This window comes from Pseudomonas sp. W2-17, assembly GCF_041060445.1.
Classification (GTDB): domain Bacteria; phylum Pseudomonadota; class Gammaproteobacteria; order Pseudomonadales; family Pseudomonadaceae; genus Aquipseudomonas.
Genome location: NZ_JAUFNS010000006.1, coordinates 135,214 through 150,844, shown reverse-complemented (window position 1 = coordinate 150,844; position 15,631 = coordinate 135,214). Strand labels below are relative to the sequence as shown.

Sequence of the window (15,631 nt, the reverse complement as noted above, 5' to 3'; positions counted from 1 at the left end):
GGTGTGTCAGCGCGGCGTCCTGATGTAATGGCTGTCGACTTGAATGGTAAGGTGCATGCAATCGAGTTAACATCTAAATCTGATATGGGCAGAAAGCTTCCCACGCTGACAACTAGGAATACAGACGCAATGAGTGGCTTGCCTGCTCAGAGTCGAGGGAGGGTTCTTACGCTAGAGCATCCTTACAATGCTTCTGAAATGAAAAGCATACTTGATCCCTTTATATCAACTTTATAGGTTAATTATGACTACAGGGATTGCAATTTACGGGGTGGATCGGATTTCTGTTTTAGACGTTTTTGATGAGGCTTTGAGGTTTTTTAATGAGCTAGGCTATCCGATTACTGGGGCAGGCTATGATAGAAGAGGACTAGTGGATGGCGTGGAAGATATTGAGTTCGTCGAAGTTTCGCCTAAGGAGCTCAAAGTCCTAATCTCTGAAGGTAAGGTTGTTAATTTTAGAGTCTTCAGCGAGATCAAAAATGTCAAGCCTTGGTTTAGTTCGTTTGGCTACACTACCGAAGAATTTGGAAGTATCTTTTGTATAGATATGCAGTCGGACGTGGGGCTTGAAGAGTTAAATATTAAAATTAAAAGTTTTTTGATTTCTGCTTCCGTAAAGCTCAAGTATATCTATGCAATAGTTTACGAGTTGGCTAGTGTTTCGGGTGCGATGTCTTATGCTAGAGGCCTAAATTTCAAAACGATATATCAGTATGAAGACCCGGTTGCTTTTGTCGACGATGCGTCTCCGCTATATTTAGGAGGGCGTCAGTATGAGCATGCACGTCTTAGAATGGTCTACCCTATTAACTTTTTAAATGATCAGCACACGTCTATCAAGATCGGTAGTACGTCCCTTTTGGAATGGATTTCAGAAAGTCCAAGCCGCGGCGTAATTACAAAAGTTTTAAATGGATGGCGCTGGGAGGTGGGGCGTGAATATATCGATTCGGTAAATGAGATATGTGGTAAAGCGGGAGCATTGTTGGCTTGGAAGCCAAAAAAAGCTGAAACGAAAAAAAAGCTGCCGGGATAACAGTCACGCACAGGTTGAGAAGTGTAAGGACTGCTCTGGAAAGTGCACCACGTACCAATACAACGAGCGCCTGCAGCTGGTTTCGGTCACTGACGCGCTGGGTCAGACCACCGAGCTGGAGCTGAAACCCGCGGGTGAAGTGCTGCGCATCAAACATCCTGATGGCACACAAGAAGGGTTTACGTACAACGCCTTTGGCCAAGTGCTTACCCATACCGACGGCAAGGGCCAAATCATAAGGTTGCAACGCAACGAGCGCGGCCTGCCCAGCTCGCGGCAAGACGCCAAAGGCCAGCGCGTTCGTTACGAGTACGACAAGGCGATTCGTCTCACCGCGCTGGTCAATGAAAACAACGCCACGTACACCTTCGAATACGACGCCTCCGACCGCCTGATTGAAGAAAAACGCATCGACAACCTGACGCGCCGGTTCACCTACAACCTGGGTGGGCATCTGACGCGGTTGGATGAAATCGGATACGGGGACAGGGCAGAGCGGCCGCAGCGCAGTACCGAATTTGAACGTGATGTGATTGGCCGCTTGCTGGCGAAGGTCAACCAGGATGCGCGGCAGGATTACAGTTACGACGAAGCAGACCGGTTGCTCAGCATTCACCGGCTGCCTTCAAGCATTGGCGAGAAACTGGGCGTTGAGGAACAAAAACTCGACTTCAGCTATGACCTGTTAGGTCGTTTGGTAAAAGAAACCACACCGCAAGGTGCGCTGACATACGAGTACGATCCGCTAAGCAAACTGACCACGCTGACGTTGCCGACTGGCCAACATCTAAATCATCTGTACTACGGCAGCGGCCACCTGCACCAACTGAACCTTGACGGTCTGCTCATCAGCGACATGGAGCGCGATGACCTGCATCGAGAGGTCTATCGTTCCCAAGGCAAGCTCACCAGTTGTTTCGGTTATGACGCCATGGGCCGCAAGAGTTGGCAGTTTGCCTCGACTATTCCGGCTGAAAAGCTGTCGCAGATCCAGAACCCAGGCATCAACACTTCGTTGCTGGTGGATCACGCGTACAACCCGATTCATCGGCGTTACGAATACGATCCAGCAGGCGAGCTGACTCGCACGCTCGATAAGCTGCGCGGTGAGATCAAGTACGAATATGAAGCCAACGGCCAGCTGCACAGCCGCGACACCGGCCGCTTGGTGGATAGCGAAGAGTTCCGATATGACGCTGCGGCCAACCGCCTGAACTTCAACACCAGCCAATTTGATCAGGCGAAAGACAACCGAATCAAGCAATGGCGTGATCAGGAATATACCTATGACGCTTGGGGCAACCTGATTGAAAAACGGTCGGGGTTAACCAAGCTGCAGACGTTCACCTACGACTGCGGAAACCGGCTTGTGAGTGCGGAAACGATGGTTAATAGCCAAGTGCACAGCGTCGGTACCTACCGGTATGACAGCTTGGGTCGGCGGGTTGGAAAAACGTCTGAGATTGAAGGGCAAACTGAGCATAAGCAATTTCTCTGGCAAGGATTGCGGATGCTCCGTGAGGAAACGCCTTGGCAGAACAGCCTTTATATCTACGAGCCTGGCAACTACGCGCCTCTGGCGAGAGTGGACCTAAACGAAGGCGAAGAGGAGAAAAAGCTTTACTACTTCCACACCGACCAGATCGGCACGCCGCTGGAGATGACGGATGTGTACGGCCAGATTGTTTGGCAGGCAACCTATAAGGCGTGGGGCAAAGTTGAATCGCTTGCCGTGGGTGAGGTGGAGCAGAACCTGCGTTTCCAAGGTCAGTACTTCGACGAGGAGACGGGCCTGCACTACAACACGTTCAGGTATTACGATCCGGAAATTGGACGGTTTATTACGCAGGACCCGATTGGGTTGCTGGGGGGCAACAACCTGTACGCCTATGCCCCCAATACGAACGGTTGGATCGATCCATTAGGATGGTGTGTGAGTACCGCTGTAACCAGAGGGGCGGCTGGTCAGCCTATTCGCGCGACGGCGAGGATCACTTTAGCTGATCTGCGTACTGGAACTGCAACCAACAAAACTTCGCGGGCATGGGCCCGAATGTTGGGAAGTTCCAATGATGATGCGGGCCATATTTTAGGAAAGCTTCTTGGCGGATCGGGCGGAAAAGATGGAGTATTTCCTCAACTACCTGGGATTAATAGGGGGCTATTCAGAGACTTCGAGAGGGACGTGGCAAACTTCGTAGAGAAGACAAAAGGCGCAGTAGATGTGGATATTAAATTTATCTATGGCAAGTCGTTGACCCGTCCGGAGGAGATCGTATACGAAGTGTCGCAGAATGGTAAGCGTGTATTGTTCGATATTTTTGAAAACTGAGAGCCTTAAAATGATTGATGTTTCTGAGTCATGTGAACTACTGAAACAATTTCTTAAAGAGATGAAGTTATGGGAGCGGGACTTCTTTGAGAAAAAAATGGAATTAATCGATAGCGGCCAATCCACGACTGAATGTAACAAATATTTTTCTGAATCTTTACGACTAATATTGGAAAAATATACCATCAAGGATGCTAAAAGTTGGGCTCGGCTGGAAGCTCCTGGCTGTGGCGAACCAACGATGTATGATCCCGCACGCGATAAACTGCATGAGCCTACAATCAAAGGCTCTACAGTATTCATCGTGGTAGACCAAATGGTGGGTTTGGAATCTAGGTTCAGATTTAGTTTGGTCAGAGAAAATGATCTCTGGAAGATAAAAAAGAAGGATACGTATAGGTCTGGTAAATGGGCTGGCTCGACTCTTTAATATCGGAATGATGTCCAAAATTATCCAGCGCTGATCTTGCTTAGACTGGCCGATTACTCGCCGAGATTAATCAGCATTTGTGGTTCTATCAGGGGGTTACGAAGGCGATCGGCTTCGGTCGCTTATATGCATACCTACTGCCATTTGGTAGAAGGCTTGGTGTATGGGGAGAAACTGTGCCTGCATTTGGAATAATGCTCACTTTCCACAGTTAAGCTTAAATAATCTTAAGATTAATTGTTTGCAGTGCATCGCGATTTATGAGGTTGAAAGAGGATTCATCGAAAAATTTGGTGGTGATGCGTTTGATGACTTGCTTTCCAAGCAGGAGATTAATACCTTAAATTCTCAAAGGCCACCAGTGAAGTTTGATTGATCTCATGTGTTTAGTTGTGTCTCTTACTAATGGGCTCTGTGATGTCGTCTGTCGTTGGGATTAGATAATTTTTTAAGCATTTGGTCGTTTTGCTGAGTCTAAACGGCCAAAGGCCTTATAAGTAATGTCGCTCATGTATGGCAGTAAGCCTTGGGTGCGAAGTTATGCGTTCCGATGCTGTTTGTATGGGTCGAATATTTAGCTCAGCTGCTGTCGCCTGACCGTACAGTTAGAATGTTAATGCCGTCATTAAATTATGCTGAGTGCTTGATCTCCAGAGTTGTTGTAGATCTCCTTTACTTCTTTTCAATTGAGGGGGTTGGCGGAATTTTGGCATCGATCTACTTAAACTGACATATCGCAAAAGCGCTATACCTACATCACCCAGTACCGTGAAACCGAGTACAACTTCGTCCAGCGTCTGCTTGAAGAAGAAGGGATGTTTTACTACTTCGAGCACACTGCCGAAGGTCACACCATGATCATCTGCGACGACTCCAGCATGCTGCAGCCGTTGCCGGAACAACCGCAGATCCGCTTCCAAACCGCGTCCGTCACCGAGACCGCAGACTCCATCACCAAGTGGAGCGGCAACCGCCAGTTGCAGGCGGGGAAGATGGCCATGCAGACCTTCGACTACCGTCAGCCCAACAACCGTTTGCCCGTAGGGATGAACAGCCTCAACAAGCAGGGCGACGTAGAGACGTTCGAGATCTACGACTTCCCCGGCCAGTACACCCACGGCACTTATGACGAGGGCGAAACGCTCTTGCGTCTGCGCATGGAAGCTTTGGAAATCCGCGGCAAGAAGTTCGAAGGCGCGAGCAACTGCCGCGCGATGAAGCCTGGCTACACCTTCGAGCTGGTGCAGCACTACGACCACGATCAAGGCTCCGCCGACGATCGTCAGTTCCTGCTGATGGGCGTCGAAAGCGAAGGCCACAACAACTATTTGAACGGCCATCAGGCGAGCTACTACAACACCTTCTCCTGCGTGCGCAAAAAGATTCCCTTCCGCCCGCAACTGTCCACGCCGCGGCCGACCATCTCCGGGCCACAGACCGCCATCATCGTCGGCCCGCCGGGCGAAGAAATCTTTACCGACGAACTCGGTCGCGTGAAAGTCCAGTTCCACTGGGACCGCAACGGTAAGTACAACGACCACAGCTCCTGCTGGGTCCGCGTGGCACAGTCGGGTGCCAGTGGCGGCTTCGGCAGCATCCAGATTCCGCGTGTGGGTGATGAAGTGGTCGTGGTTTTCCTGGACGGCAACCCCGACCGCCCGCTGATCATGGGCAGCGTCTACAACAGCAAGAACACCCCACCGTGGTCGTTGCCGGCGAACAAGACCCAGAGTGGTTTTCTTACGCGCTCGACCAAGGGCAGTGCGGCCACGGCGAACTTCTTCCGCTTTGAGGATAAGTCCGGCGCCGAGCAGATCCATATGCACGCCGAACGCAACTTGGACACCGAGATTGAGGTGGATGAAAAGCACGAGGTGGGGAATAACAGGACCATCACCGTAGGCGGCAAGCACACCGAAACGATTACCAAAGACACGCTGGTACAGGTTCTCGAGGGTTCGTTAAAGATTCATGCCGACAGCCAGTTTATTGAGATCATTGCCAAGGAGAAGATAACCCTCACCGTGGGTACCAGTAGCATCACCATTACTCCGACCGGTATTGATATCAACGCCGAGAACATCAATATCACTAGTAAAAAAACCTTCATCCAGGGTGATCGAGTGGATATCAACAAATGAGAAATCCGCCGATTCCCAGCACCAGAACCAGCATGTACGACCGCATCTCGGAAAAGCGCCTGGCCGCCGAGGCACTGGCCCGGCAGCAGGCGGAGGAGGCGGCCAGTGCTCCAGCGATCGTCATAGAGCCTGAACCCGCAGCGGTGGTACCGCTGCAACCTTCGCGCAACGAATTGAAGATCGCCGGCTTGGCGTTGCTGATGCCTCACGCGCTGACGTTTCGCGACCTTGACATGACCCTCGACAGAGAGGGTCAACCTGTCACGTTCAGCGCGAAGCGTCGCCCGGCGCCGGAGGGGCTGACACTGCAGCGCTCCGCCGAGCTCTACGTGGACAACCTGCGCAAGCATCATGGCGATGTCACCGTTGTGCGCCAGAGCGACTGCCTGTTGGCGGGCAGCCCGGCGATTTCGCTGGATTATGCGTTCATGGCAGGAGAGGAGCGCCGCCATGGTCGTGCCACCAGCGCCATCATCGCGCCTGCCCACGGCAACGAGCGCCAGTGGTTTAGCGTGTCGACTGTGATCAATCCAGAACATGCCGCGCTGGCGAGCTGGCTGATCGAGTTCGACGAAATGCTCGAGAACATCGCGGCTTTCTGAATCCCTTCTTTATTATTTTACGGACACACCTCAATGGACTATCAGCTTCAAGAAGGATCGATCACATTGCCGGAAGGCGTTCAGGACCGCACTGTCAATATGTTCGTGGTCGGTAACAGCGTTCCCGCTCCGCTGAACATCACGGTCGGCCGTGACAACATGCTTCCAGCCGAAGATCTAAACGCTTACATCAGCCGCCAGATCAAGCTCATCACATCGAAGTTGCGCGGTTACACCTTACTGGGCAAGAAGGCGGCGGAACTATCCACCGGCCAGACATTTGCCGGAATTAAGGTCGATGCCTATTACATGAACGATGGTCGGCCGGTGTACCAGCGGCAGGCAGCGTTCGAGATTCAGCCAAGGCGCATTCTTGTTTTTTCCACGACCAGCCAGGCCGACTTCAGCGCTGTGCAGGATGAAAACTGGCTGAAGCTCCTTACGAGCTTTCAGCCGCGTGAGGGCATTGTTGCCTCAACCAACACCGAACAGGAATAACCCATGTTCGAAGCGGCGCGTTGGGGGGACGGAATAGAACACACCGGGGCTTTGGGCGGTTTCCTGGCGGGTGCGGTCATTGGGATCGCGATGGCAGTTGCCGCTGGCGCGTTGATGACCTGCACGTTAGGCTTCGGCACCATCCTCCTGATAGGCGTACTTTCGGTGGGGTCCGGCGTAGTGCCTGCTCTCGGAGAAGCGTGGGGATCTTCGCGAACATCTCCTGCCGGGGGCATCCTGTTGGCAGGTTGTTCAACAGATGTGTATATCAATAGCCGCAATGCCGCTCATGCCATATTGAGCATGGCCACCTGCGACAAGCATCCGCCTCCAGTGAAAGTCGCTGAAGGTTCCAGTAACGTGTTCATCAATAACGTCGCGGCTTCGCGTAAAGGCGATAAGGTGACCTGCGATGCGAGAATCGCAACCGGGTCAAACAACGTCTTTATCGGCGGCGGCACCACGCGTTATCTTGATGTGGATGAGGAAATATCTGACGAGCTGCGCTTTGGTGTCGACATAGCGATCATTGCAGCGGGCGGGTGGCGGGCAATGGGTAATGTTTTCCGCCTCGGTCTGACCAAGGGGCTGAAAGCTGCTGGCCCTTGTGCTTTAAAATTTATGGGCTGGGTGACGGGTACTTACCTGGTCGGTCGCTTCATCGCCGGGCCAGCGATTGGAGGCGCACTAGGTGCTGCGACCGGCAATCCGGTGGACCTCACCAGCGGTCGAAAATTACTGTTTGAGTCAGGCGAAACTGATTTTGTGTTGCCAGGGCTGATGCCGATTGAGTGGTCCCGCTTCTATGCTAGCGATCTTGCGGTTGAAAGCGTTCTGGGACGAGGTTGGGTGCTGCCCTGGGAGCAAAGCCTGCGCCGCAGTGGCAGCTTTGTTTACCTCACCGACAACCAGGGCCGCAGCGTGCCCTTTGTCGATATCCGGCCCGGCGAAAGTGTCTACAACTCCTACGAACAGATTTATCTGGTCCGATCGCCCGGCGGTCACTACCTCCTGCAAACCCTCGATAACACCTTCTTCTATTTCGGCGAGGTCTCTGACGACAATGCGCCGGCGCCCTTGCAACGTCTGGAAAATGCGCTCGGGCATTACCTGCATTTCAGCCGAACGGCCAACGGTACGCTTACCGACATCAGCGCCCCCGGCGGCGTGCGGGTGCATCTGCACTACGACAATCCTTTGGGCCGCCTGACTGACGTCAAGCGCATAGTGGGCAATGAAGCCGTCGAAACCCTCGTTCAGTATCGCTACAGCGACGACGGCCAGTTGAGCGAAGTGATCAACTGCAACGGCGAATCGCGGACCTTTTAATACTTGGAAAAGCACCTATTGGGAAGAGCAGTATTTAGACTTTTGAGAGGTGATCATGACTTATATTGATGTTGTTGAAAATGAAATGAATTTGAGCAGTGATGAGCCTGTATTTTCCGGAGGCGCGAGTGATAAAGTTATAGCTGAGTTCGAAAAAGCATTAGGGGTTCAGTTTCCTCCCTCCTACAAGCTGTTCCTCAAAAAAATTGGTGCGTTATCTTTTGGTGGTAACACATATTATGGTATTACCAAAGGCGGGCTCACAGCCGCGGAGGTGCCCTGCGTGTTTTTTGCGACGAAGGATGCTCGAGATGCGGGAGATGCGGATTCAAAAATGATCGTAGTCAAGGCATCGGGCTACGGTCCTTTATTCTCTATCGATACTTCTCAGCTTAGCTCCTCTGGCGAGGCGGTAGTAGTATTGACGGAACTTTCTTTTAAGCGAGATGGTGCCAAAGAAGTTATGTACGATAGTTTTGAGTCGTTTTTCTGTGACACTGTTCGCACCTCAATAGCGGAGCTTTAACTATTCGGAATCCGCTCGCCGCCGGCATTATCTTTGTGGTACTTGGAATATGTCATCGAAGAACTCTGCTCCGGTAACGACTCTGCAGTCCACATGCTGCAATCAGTGCCGCTCAACGAACCAGAAGAGCAGCAGCAGGAGGATGAGATAACATATTGAAGCATGAGTTTAATATAAGCTATAAGGAGATGCCTGATTGGGAGCGTCCACATCGCAGGCAAGAAAATTATTGGGGATGCCTATAATTATTTCGATGGGCTTCGAACGAAAGGTATGGAAAACCAATTTTTTGATATCTAATTGTTGACTCGCGAATGAGGGCTTTGAATATGGACGCAAGTCAGGTGCGGAAAAAACTCAAAGAGATTGAAGCTACTCTCGGCGGTAAGATTTCTGAAGATTATAAAAAGTTTTCTTCTGAAGTGGTACAGGGAAATGAAGTTTATGAGTTGGAGCTTGTTTCAGAGGGGCAGGTCTACCTTTATGGTTGTGCAGAGTTGCTTGAAAGAAATGCAACGTATGAAGTGCAAGTGTATGAGTCTGACTATCTTCTTATCGGCCAGGATGGAGATTTAGGGTATTTTTTAAGTCTGAAAGGAGAGGATGAAGTCTATAGTTTGGACTTGGGAGCTTTGGGGGCGTTAAGTATGAATAAAGAAGCTGATAGTATTTATGGGCTTTAAATATCAGCGCCGCCAACCTGGCCGGCACGTCACATACCAATTACCGTTCAACGATGCGTTATAAAGTTGGCTGAGCTACACGTTCGACGTTCTTATGTCTGCCGACGGTGCCAAGGGTCTGGTAGGCATCTACTTTGGCATTCAGCTAGGTTTGAAGGCCGCCATTCCCTGCACGCGCTTCGTGATTTAGCCGCCACGACGACAACAGTCAGCTCATCGAAGTCATCAGTCGCAATGGCGATTCCATGCGCCGGTTTACCTACGCCGAGGGCGTGATGGTCAGGCACAGCAACGCATTAGGCTTGAGCTGCAACTAACGCTGGAATCCATCGCCGGCATGCCACGCGCGATCTAGCGGTGCGCGTTGCATTTCTAAGAAAGGCGTCGACTGATCCTCATACGAAATAATCTTGCATTATCATCAGAGGTTGGCGGCTCACTACAGTGGTTAATGGATCAGTCTATAACTCCAGACATTTGAACTTTCATCTGTAATGCGGCCATGGGCAAAGAAAAACGCGGAGCGGTGGTTCATGTTGCAGAAAACAAGGGTGCACTCAAATGAAAGCTTATAGTTCGTTAGGGCAAGTGATCGCCGATCTTTCAGATTTAGATTCGGGTGAGTGGGTATACGCAAATATCGAATCTTGGGGGCGAGAGCCTGAAGATACTGATTTCTATTTTATCCCGTGGGATTATCTACAAAGCCTAGAGGACGATCAGATATACCTAGATGATGAAGATATGGAGATGCCATTACAGGTCCGGAATTTAGGTTTACGCAGCTGGATGCTAGTTAGCTCCTTGTCATATATATTGGGTCATAAGGTGGCGGGAGAGCATGACACGACCTGGCTTATTGATGAAATAAATTATTATCGGGAGATTGACACTTTTAGGACTTAGGTTGATTTGAAATTTTATATCACGGATAAACGACTACTTCAGGGATGATGAGAACGACTGTCCGGGACAAAGTTTGTCATGTAAAGTGTGCGTATCCATAGCACTACACAATCTGCCATAACGTCAGGTCTACCCGTCGAAACCCTCACTCTATATCGCTACGACGAAGCGACCAGTTGACTGAAGTGATGAACTGGACTGGCGACTCAATGCGCCGTTTTCAGTTTTGCCTCGAGCCAGTAGATACGTCACTTCAATATCTGGCTAAAAAGGCCGCAGATTGATAAGGATGTCGTCATCGGTCTTGATCTGCCGGTTTTTGCGCCACCGTTACTGAATGCGTCGCGCAGCGGCTCAGTCGTCAGCGACTTGCCGATCCCGGCTTGGGCCAACTGATCAGCGCAGTATTGGCGGATCCACAGTTGTACGGCCCGCTCTCAACTTTTGGTCCTCGCAAACCTGCGGAGCGGTCAGACTCCTCGATAAACGTACTGTCTACCGGTCGAATTATTCCAAAAAAACTAGCCCTCCCGCGCCGCCATCATCCCCGAATTACCCCCTCCAGCCCCTCATGCCCCTGCACAATCAACCCCCTGACCAACCCCTCAAATTCCGCCTCCGTCCCAACCCCCTGTACCTCAAACCGCGCGCTCCATCGCACTACACACTGGTCCACCAAATCCGCAACCTCATCCACCCGAACCTGCGCCCGATACCCATCCACCGGCAACGGCGATTCCTCAAACACGTAAGCCAACCCCCGAACCCCATCATCAAACTCAATCAACCGTTCCCGCAACACGCCACCGCCCGCAAGCGCCAGCCGCCTGATCGCACCCACCCGCAAAATCCCGGCTTCACCCTCGATGCCGCTCTTCACAATCCCCGGATGCCAGTCCGCAATCCCGCCAAACGCCCGCAGCACCTTCCACGCCTGTTCCGCACTGCACGGCAAACCTGCGCTGTACTCAACTAAAACCATCTCTGCTGTCTCCCAAATAACTTACGCTGCGACTCAAAGAACGCTCAATACCCAGCCGCTAGAACCCGGCACGCAAGTCCCGAAGCCAAAACACGAAGACCTGCGTCCATAAAATTCATCGCAGTAAAAACCTACCCCTCAAACTGGTGATAAACCTTCGCAATCACCTTCCAGTCCCCATCGATCTTGATCAACGTCAGGTAGTCGTTGTAATCCGCGCCAATGGCGTCCTTCTCCATGTCCACCCGCACCACAGCCGTGGTCGGCGTAATCGCCAACACATCCAGCCGCGTCGTGATGTCCGCTGCTTTACCGTTGCTCTCAACAAAGTCATACAAGTTGCTGATCGGCCCGCCCAGCAGTTGGCCGTTCGTAAAACCGTACATCACCGCCTCTTCATGAAAGGCCTGTTTGATCGTCGCAACACTCCCTTCGCGCAGGCCTTCAACGTAACGGCTGGCGGTCTCGATGACGGCGTTGTAGTCGTGGGTGGCAACGGCTTTGATGTTCTTGCTCATGTTTATGACTCCAGGGGTTAAGTTAGGTAGGCGATAGCCTTGATGACCAACAGCTGCGCAATCACCAATCCTGTCGGGTCGGTGAAATGATCAGATCGTTGACGGTGACGTTGGCCGGCTGATTCAGCGCGTAGATCACGGCGCGGCTGATGTCTTCCGGCGCGATGGCGATTTCGTTGAGCGCTTGTGCGGCTTTGCGGCCGGCGGGGTCGGTGACTTTGTCGGCCCAGCCGGTGTTGATCACGCCGGGGCTGACAGTGTTGACGCGGATGCCGTGGTGCACGCCCAGTTCTTTGCGCATGGATTCGGTCATGGCCTGCACGAAGAACTTGGTCGCGCTGTAGACGCCGGCGCCGGGGCCGACTTGATGGCCGGCCACCGAATCCATGTTGAGGATCTGCCCGGCTTTCTGTTTGAGCATGAAGGGCAGGGCGCCAGCGATGGTGTTCAGGTAGCCCTTGATGTTGACGTCGATCATGGCGTTCCAGTCCTGGGTCACGAGGTCGACCCAGTTGGAGAACAGCATCAGGCCGGCGTTGTTGACGAGGATGTCGACGGCGCCGTAGGTGTCCTTGGCGAACTGCGCCAGGGCGCGAGTCTGTTCGGCGTCGGTCACGTCGGTGACAAAGCTGGACGCCTCAAAGCCCGCCGCGCGGAGTTCGCTGACCAGCGCTGCGAGGGCTTTTTCGTCTAGCGCGGCAGCAACGACATTGACCCCTTGGGCGGCCAATGCTCTGGCCGTCGCGGCGCCGATCCCTGACGACGCGCCGGTGACGATGGCGGTTTTCTTGTCCAGGTAGTTCATCTTCATGTTTCCTCAAATTCAAGGCGTACAGGCAGCGTCGGCTTTCCTGGGAAAGCCTTGCCGTCTAGCCGTTATTGAATGCGGTGCTTGAAAGCGGGGCGGGTTACGAGCTAGGTCAGTAATTACCCAGCGGCCAGTCGGTGTAGCCCTTGGCACCGCCGCCGTAATACGTTTCGCGGGGGGCGATGGTCAGTTCGGCGCCGTGGCGCAGACGCGCGACCAGGTCCGGGTTGGAGATAAACAGGCGACCGAACGCGACGGCGTCGATCTTGCCCTGGGCGCGGCGCTCGACGGCCATGTCCAGGTCGTAGTTGTTGTTGCCAGTGAACGGGCCGTTGAACTGGCCACTTAGCGCATCCATGTCGACGCCTTCCGGCATTTCGCGGGAGGTGGCGGTCGCGCCTTCGACGAAGTGCAGGTACGCCAGGTTGAAGCGGTTCAACTGCTGAATCAGGTAACCGTGCAACGCCATTACGTTGCTGTCCGGCGGTGTGTTACCCGCGTCCGGCGTCACCGGCCACAGGCGAATGCCCACGCGGTCGTTGCCCCAGATATCGACGATGGCCTGGGTGACTTCCAGCGTCAGCCGGGCACGGTTTTCGATCGACCCGCCGTGTCGGTCGGTGCGCTGATTGGTGGAGTCGCGCAGGAGCGGGTCATCAGCGACTTGGCGACGTCGATGATGTGTTGGCGCATTTCCAGGTTGGGTTTCTTCATAATGCGCAGCGCCTCAAGACAAAACTGACCGGTCGTCCACAAGGTCGCTGTCAGGTGCGGTGAACGGCAGTCACATCAACCCCATCCCCATTTCATACGCCCGCGTCTCAAATCCGAGCTCTTCATACAGCCGCCGCGCATGGGTATTGAAGCCCCACACCGTCAGCCGAATATCCTGGGCACCGCGTTCCAGCGCCCATGCTTGCACGTGCTGGATCAGCCCACGCCCCAAGCCTTTCCCCCAGAAAACCTGGGCCACGCACACCGAGCCGATGCGCGCGAATGCCATCGGCTGCAGCAATGGCCCACCTGCCGAAAACATCCCTGCGCTGACAAACCCCGCCGCCCGATCCCCGACAAACGCCAGGAAAATAACCTGCTCCGGGTTGTTCAGAAAGCTCATCCAGTGAGGGGCATCGCGCAGATAATCCAGGGTTTCGGCCGCATAGATATCAGGCCGCTCAGCGTGGTGAATGGCGTTGAGCAACTGCCCCAGCTCGCAGATTGCCGCCACGTCCTCGGCCGTGGCTTGTCGGTAGCTGATCACTTCGTCCATCGCACCTTCATCCTTGTTCAATCGTTAGATCAGCTTTTGTACCCGTCGCCCATCAACTCCACAACCCAGTCGATGAACACCCGCAGCTTGATGCTGATGTGCCGGTTGGGCGGGAAGGCCACGTACATCGGCATCGATTCCAGTTGCCAGTCCTCGAACAACGCCAGCAGTTCACCGCTGAGCACCGACGGCTGGGCCATGTACTGCGGAAGCCAGAGCGCGCCCATGCCGGCAAGCCCTGCCGCGAGGTACGCGTTGCCGTCGTCCACCGAGAGCAGATAGCGGCTCTGCACTTGAACCCGTTCGCCGTCCCGCTGCAGCACCATCGGGAACAGCTGCCCCGTGCGAGCCCAGCGATAACCGACGATGCAGTGCTGCGGGTCTTCGAGGTCACGGGGATGAGCCGGCGTGCCTGCGCGCTGCAGATACGCTGGGGCCGCGTAGACGCCCAGCTTCAGGTCGGTGATGTGCCGCGCCATCAGCGATTGGTCGGTCAGCTCGCCGCCGCGCACCACACAGTCGACGTTTTCGCCGATGAGGTCGATCATCCGGTCGCTCACCCCCAGGTCGATCTGGATATCGGGGTAGCGGGCGTTGAAGTCGGGCAGCGCCGGGATCAGCACCATGCGTGCGAACGGGCTGGGCACGTCGACGCGCAAACGCCCTCGGGGCGCGGCGGAGGCAGCGGACAGACCGGTTTCCGCGTCGTCCAGATCCGCCAGCACGCGCAGCGCCCGTTCGTAGAACACCGCGCCGTCGGCCGTGACATTGACCTTGCGCGTGGTGCGGTTGAGCAGCTTGACCCGCAACCGCGCTTCGAGCTGCTGCACCAGTTGCGTCACCGTGGTCTTGCTCATATGCAAGGTACCGGCGGCCTTGGTGAAGCTGCCGGTTTCCACGACTCGGACGAACGCCTGCATCGCGTCGAAACGGTCCATCGCGCCACCTTATTGTTTGGGGAATGCAAACAGTCTTGATCAAGGCTGCTGGTTTATCCAGCGAATCCGCCGCCCTACAGTCTGCCCATCGAAACGACGGAGCATCCCGCTCCGCTGATGGAGAAGACCCATGACTGTCCGTGACGTTGTATTCCCCCCTGGCCGCCACGCGCTGTACGAGCGCAATCGCTACTCGCCGGCGATCAAGTCCGCCGGCTTGCTGTTTGTCTCGGGCCAGGTCGGCAGCCGCGAAGATGGCTCGCCCGAACCCGATCTGCGCGCCCAGGTCCGCCTGGCATTTACCAATCTCAACGCCATTCTCAATGCCGCCGGCTGCACCTTCGATGACGTGATTGACGTCACTGTGTTCATGGTCGATCCGCAGTCGACCTTCGAAAAGGCCTGGGAAGTGGTGCCGGAGTTCTGGGGCGAAGCGCCGCACCCGACGATCACGGCCGTCGGCGTGACCTGGCTGTACGGCTTCGATTTCGAGATCAAGGTCATCGCCAAGCTGCCTTAGCACCCGACGCTCAATCCGCCGGCCACGCGTCAACGCAGTTGAAATCCGCGCCATGGCCCGACAGACTCACGCCCCGTTTCGGCAGGTCGTGCCGGGCGATGGCGAGAAA

Annotated in this window: 15 protein-coding genes and 3 pseudogenes; 11 read left to right on the top strand and 7 right to left on the bottom strand. The window is 54.2% G+C overall.

The annotated features are described in order from the left end of the window. Nucleotides 1-244 precede the first annotated feature (244 nt). The 10 genes and pseudogenes from QWI20_RS09640 to QWI20_RS09595 all read left to right on the top strand — a co-directional run bounded on the left by QWI20_RS09640 (nt 245) and on the right by QWI20_RS09595 (nt 10,486). Nucleotides 245-1,039 carry a hypothetical protein gene (locus QWI20_RS09640; protein ID WP_369305267.1) on the top strand — a complete coding sequence of 265 codons (795 nt, stop codon included), beginning with the start codon at nt 245-247 and terminating at the stop codon, nt 1,037-1,039. Further along, nucleotides 960-3,371 (top strand): RHS repeat-associated core domain-containing protein, encoded by a 2,412-nt coding sequence (locus tag QWI20_RS09635; RefSeq protein WP_369305266.1) that lies wholly within the window; start codon nt 960-962, stop codon nt 3,369-3,371. The genes QWI20_RS09640 and QWI20_RS09635 overlap by 80 nt, the downstream gene beginning before the upstream one ends. A gap of 10 nt (nt 3,372-3,381) precedes the next feature. Next, nucleotides 3,382-3,801 (top strand): NTF2 fold immunity protein, encoded by a 420-nt coding sequence (locus tag QWI20_RS09630; RefSeq protein ID WP_369305265.1) that lies wholly within the window; start codon nt 3,382-3,384, stop codon nt 3,799-3,801. 740 nt (nt 3,802-4,541) lie between these two features. After that, a pseudogene (gene tssI, locus QWI20_RS09625) lies at nt 4,542-5,942 on the top strand (type VI secretion system tip protein TssI/VgrG); the annotation flags it as partial. A gap of 32 nt (nt 5,943-5,974) precedes the next feature. Next, nucleotides 5,975-6,544 carry a hypothetical protein gene (locus tag QWI20_RS09620; protein WP_369305264.1) on the top strand — a complete coding sequence of 190 codons (570 nt, stop codon included), beginning with the start codon at nt 5,975-5,977 and terminating at the stop codon, nt 6,542-6,544. Nucleotides 6,545-6,577: 33 nt separating this feature from the next. Beyond that, complete coding sequence (locus QWI20_RS09615) at nt 6,578-7,042, top strand: DcrB-related protein (protein WP_369305263.1); 465 nt, start codon at nt 6,578-6,580, stop codon at nt 7,040-7,042. A gap of 3 nt (nt 7,043-7,045) precedes the next feature. After that, nucleotides 7,046-8,368: pseudogene (locus tag QWI20_RS09610) on the top strand (DUF6531 domain-containing protein); the annotation flags it as partial. 58 nt (nt 8,369-8,426) lie between these two features. Continuing rightward, on the top strand, nt 8,427-8,897 hold the full coding sequence (locus QWI20_RS09605; protein ID WP_369305262.1) for an SMI1/KNR4 family protein: 471 nt from the start codon (nt 8,427-8,429) through the stop codon (nt 8,895-8,897). Nucleotides 8,898-9,226: 329 nt separating this feature from the next. Then, nucleotides 9,227-9,580, top strand: a complete 354-nt coding sequence (locus QWI20_RS09600; RefSeq protein WP_369305261.1) for a hypothetical protein — start codon at nt 9,227-9,229, stop codon at nt 9,578-9,580. Between the two features lie 561 nt (nt 9,581-10,141). Continuing rightward, nucleotides 10,142-10,486: a hypothetical protein gene (locus tag QWI20_RS09595; protein ID WP_369305260.1), complete on the top strand. Its 345-nt coding sequence runs from the start codon at nt 10,142-10,144 to the stop codon at nt 10,484-10,486. A 541-nt stretch (nt 10,487-11,027) separates the two neighbouring features. Here the strand turns inward: QWI20_RS09595 and QWI20_RS09590 are convergent. The 7 genes and pseudogenes from QWI20_RS09590 to QWI20_RS09560 all read right to left on the bottom strand — a co-directional run bounded on the left by QWI20_RS09590 (nt 11,028) and on the right by QWI20_RS09560 (nt 15,002). After that, nucleotides 11,028-11,468, bottom strand: a complete 441-nt coding sequence (locus QWI20_RS09590; RefSeq protein WP_369305259.1) for an SRPBCC family protein — start codon at nt 11,466-11,468, stop codon at nt 11,028-11,030. A 131-nt stretch (nt 11,469-11,599) separates the two neighbouring features. Beyond that, a complete protein-coding gene (locus tag QWI20_RS09585; RefSeq protein WP_369305258.1) occupies nt 11,600-11,986 on the bottom strand; it encodes a nuclear transport factor 2 family protein in 387 nt (128 codons plus the stop codon). Nucleotides 11,987-12,047: 61 nt separating this feature from the next. Then, on the bottom strand, nt 12,048-12,791 hold the full coding sequence (locus QWI20_RS09580) for an SDR family oxidoreductase (RefSeq protein ID WP_369305412.1): 744 nt from the start codon (nt 12,789-12,791) through the stop codon (nt 12,048-12,050). Between the two features lie 115 nt (nt 12,792-12,906). Beyond that, nucleotides 12,907-13,440 (bottom strand): annotated as a pseudogene (locus tag QWI20_RS09575) (alkene reductase); the annotation flags it as partial. Further along, nucleotides 13,374-13,508: a hypothetical protein gene (locus QWI20_RS09570; RefSeq protein ID WP_369305257.1), complete on the bottom strand. Its 135-nt coding sequence runs from the start codon at nt 13,506-13,508 to the stop codon at nt 13,374-13,376. The gene QWI20_RS09570 and the pseudogene QWI20_RS09575, both read right to left, overlap by 67 nt. 70 nt (nt 13,509-13,578) lie before the next feature. Next, nucleotides 13,579-14,064 (bottom strand): N-acetyltransferase family protein, encoded by a 486-nt coding sequence (locus QWI20_RS09565; protein WP_369305256.1) that lies wholly within the window; start codon nt 14,062-14,064, stop codon nt 13,579-13,581. A 29-nt stretch (nt 14,065-14,093) separates the two neighbouring features. Then, nucleotides 14,094-15,002, bottom strand: coding sequence for a LysR substrate-binding domain-containing protein (locus QWI20_RS09560; RefSeq protein ID WP_369305255.1), 909 nt, complete (start codon nt 15,000-15,002; stop codon nt 14,094-14,096). Between the two features lie 130 nt (nt 15,003-15,132). On the opposite strand from QWI20_RS09560, the gene QWI20_RS09555 reads away from it, so the two are divergent. After that, on the top strand, nt 15,133-15,522 hold the full coding sequence (locus tag QWI20_RS09555) for a RidA family protein (protein ID WP_108119461.1): 390 nt from the start codon (nt 15,133-15,135) through the stop codon (nt 15,520-15,522). The last annotated feature ends 109 nt before the right edge of the window (nt 15,523-15,631 follow it).

Coding starts and splice junctions, on each gene's coding strand:
- QWI20_RS09640 (WP_369305267.1), top strand. CDS start 245: ATGACTACAGGGATTGCAATTTACGGGGTGGATCGGATTTCTGTTTTA.
- QWI20_RS09635 (WP_369305266.1), top strand. CDS start 960: ATGAGATATGTGGTAAAGCGGGAGCATTGTTGGCTTGGAAGCCAAAAA.
- QWI20_RS09630 (WP_369305265.1), top strand. CDS start 3,382: ATGATTGATGTTTCTGAGTCATGTGAACTACTGAAACAATTTCTTAAA.
- QWI20_RS09620 (WP_369305264.1), top strand. CDS start 5,975: ATGTACGACCGCATCTCGGAAAAGCGCCTGGCCGCCGAGGCACTGGCC.
- QWI20_RS09615 (WP_369305263.1), top strand. CDS start 6,578: ATGGACTATCAGCTTCAAGAAGGATCGATCACATTGCCGGAAGGCGTT.
- QWI20_RS09605 (WP_369305262.1), top strand. CDS start 8,427: ATGACTTATATTGATGTTGTTGAAAATGAAATGAATTTGAGCAGTGAT.
- QWI20_RS09600 (WP_369305261.1), top strand. CDS start 9,227: ATGGACGCAAGTCAGGTGCGGAAAAAACTCAAAGAGATTGAAGCTACT.
- QWI20_RS09595 (WP_369305260.1), top strand. CDS start 10,142: ATGAAAGCTTATAGTTCGTTAGGGCAAGTGATCGCCGATCTTTCAGAT.
- QWI20_RS09590 (WP_369305259.1), bottom strand. CDS start 11,468: ATGGTTTTAGTTGAGTACAGCGCAGGTTTGCCGTGCAGTGCGGAACAG.
- QWI20_RS09585 (WP_369305258.1), bottom strand. CDS start 11,986: ATGAGCAAGAACATCAAAGCCGTTGCCACCCACGACTACAACGCCGTC.
- QWI20_RS09580 (WP_369305412.1), bottom strand. CDS start 12,791: ATGAACTACCTGGACAAGAAAACCGCCATCGTCACCGGCGCGTCGTCA.
- QWI20_RS09570 (WP_369305257.1), bottom strand. CDS start 13,508: ATGAAGAAACCCAACCTGGAAATGCGCCAACACATCATCGACGTCGCC.
- QWI20_RS09565 (WP_369305256.1), bottom strand. CDS start 14,064: ATGGACGAAGTGATCAGCTACCGACAAGCCACGGCCGAGGACGTGGCG.
- QWI20_RS09560 (WP_369305255.1), bottom strand. CDS start 15,002: ATGGACCGTTTCGACGCGATGCAGGCGTTCGTCCGAGTCGTGGAAACC.
- QWI20_RS09555 (WP_108119461.1), top strand. CDS start 15,133: ATGACTGTCCGTGACGTTGTATTCCCCCCTGGCCGCCACGCGCTGTAC.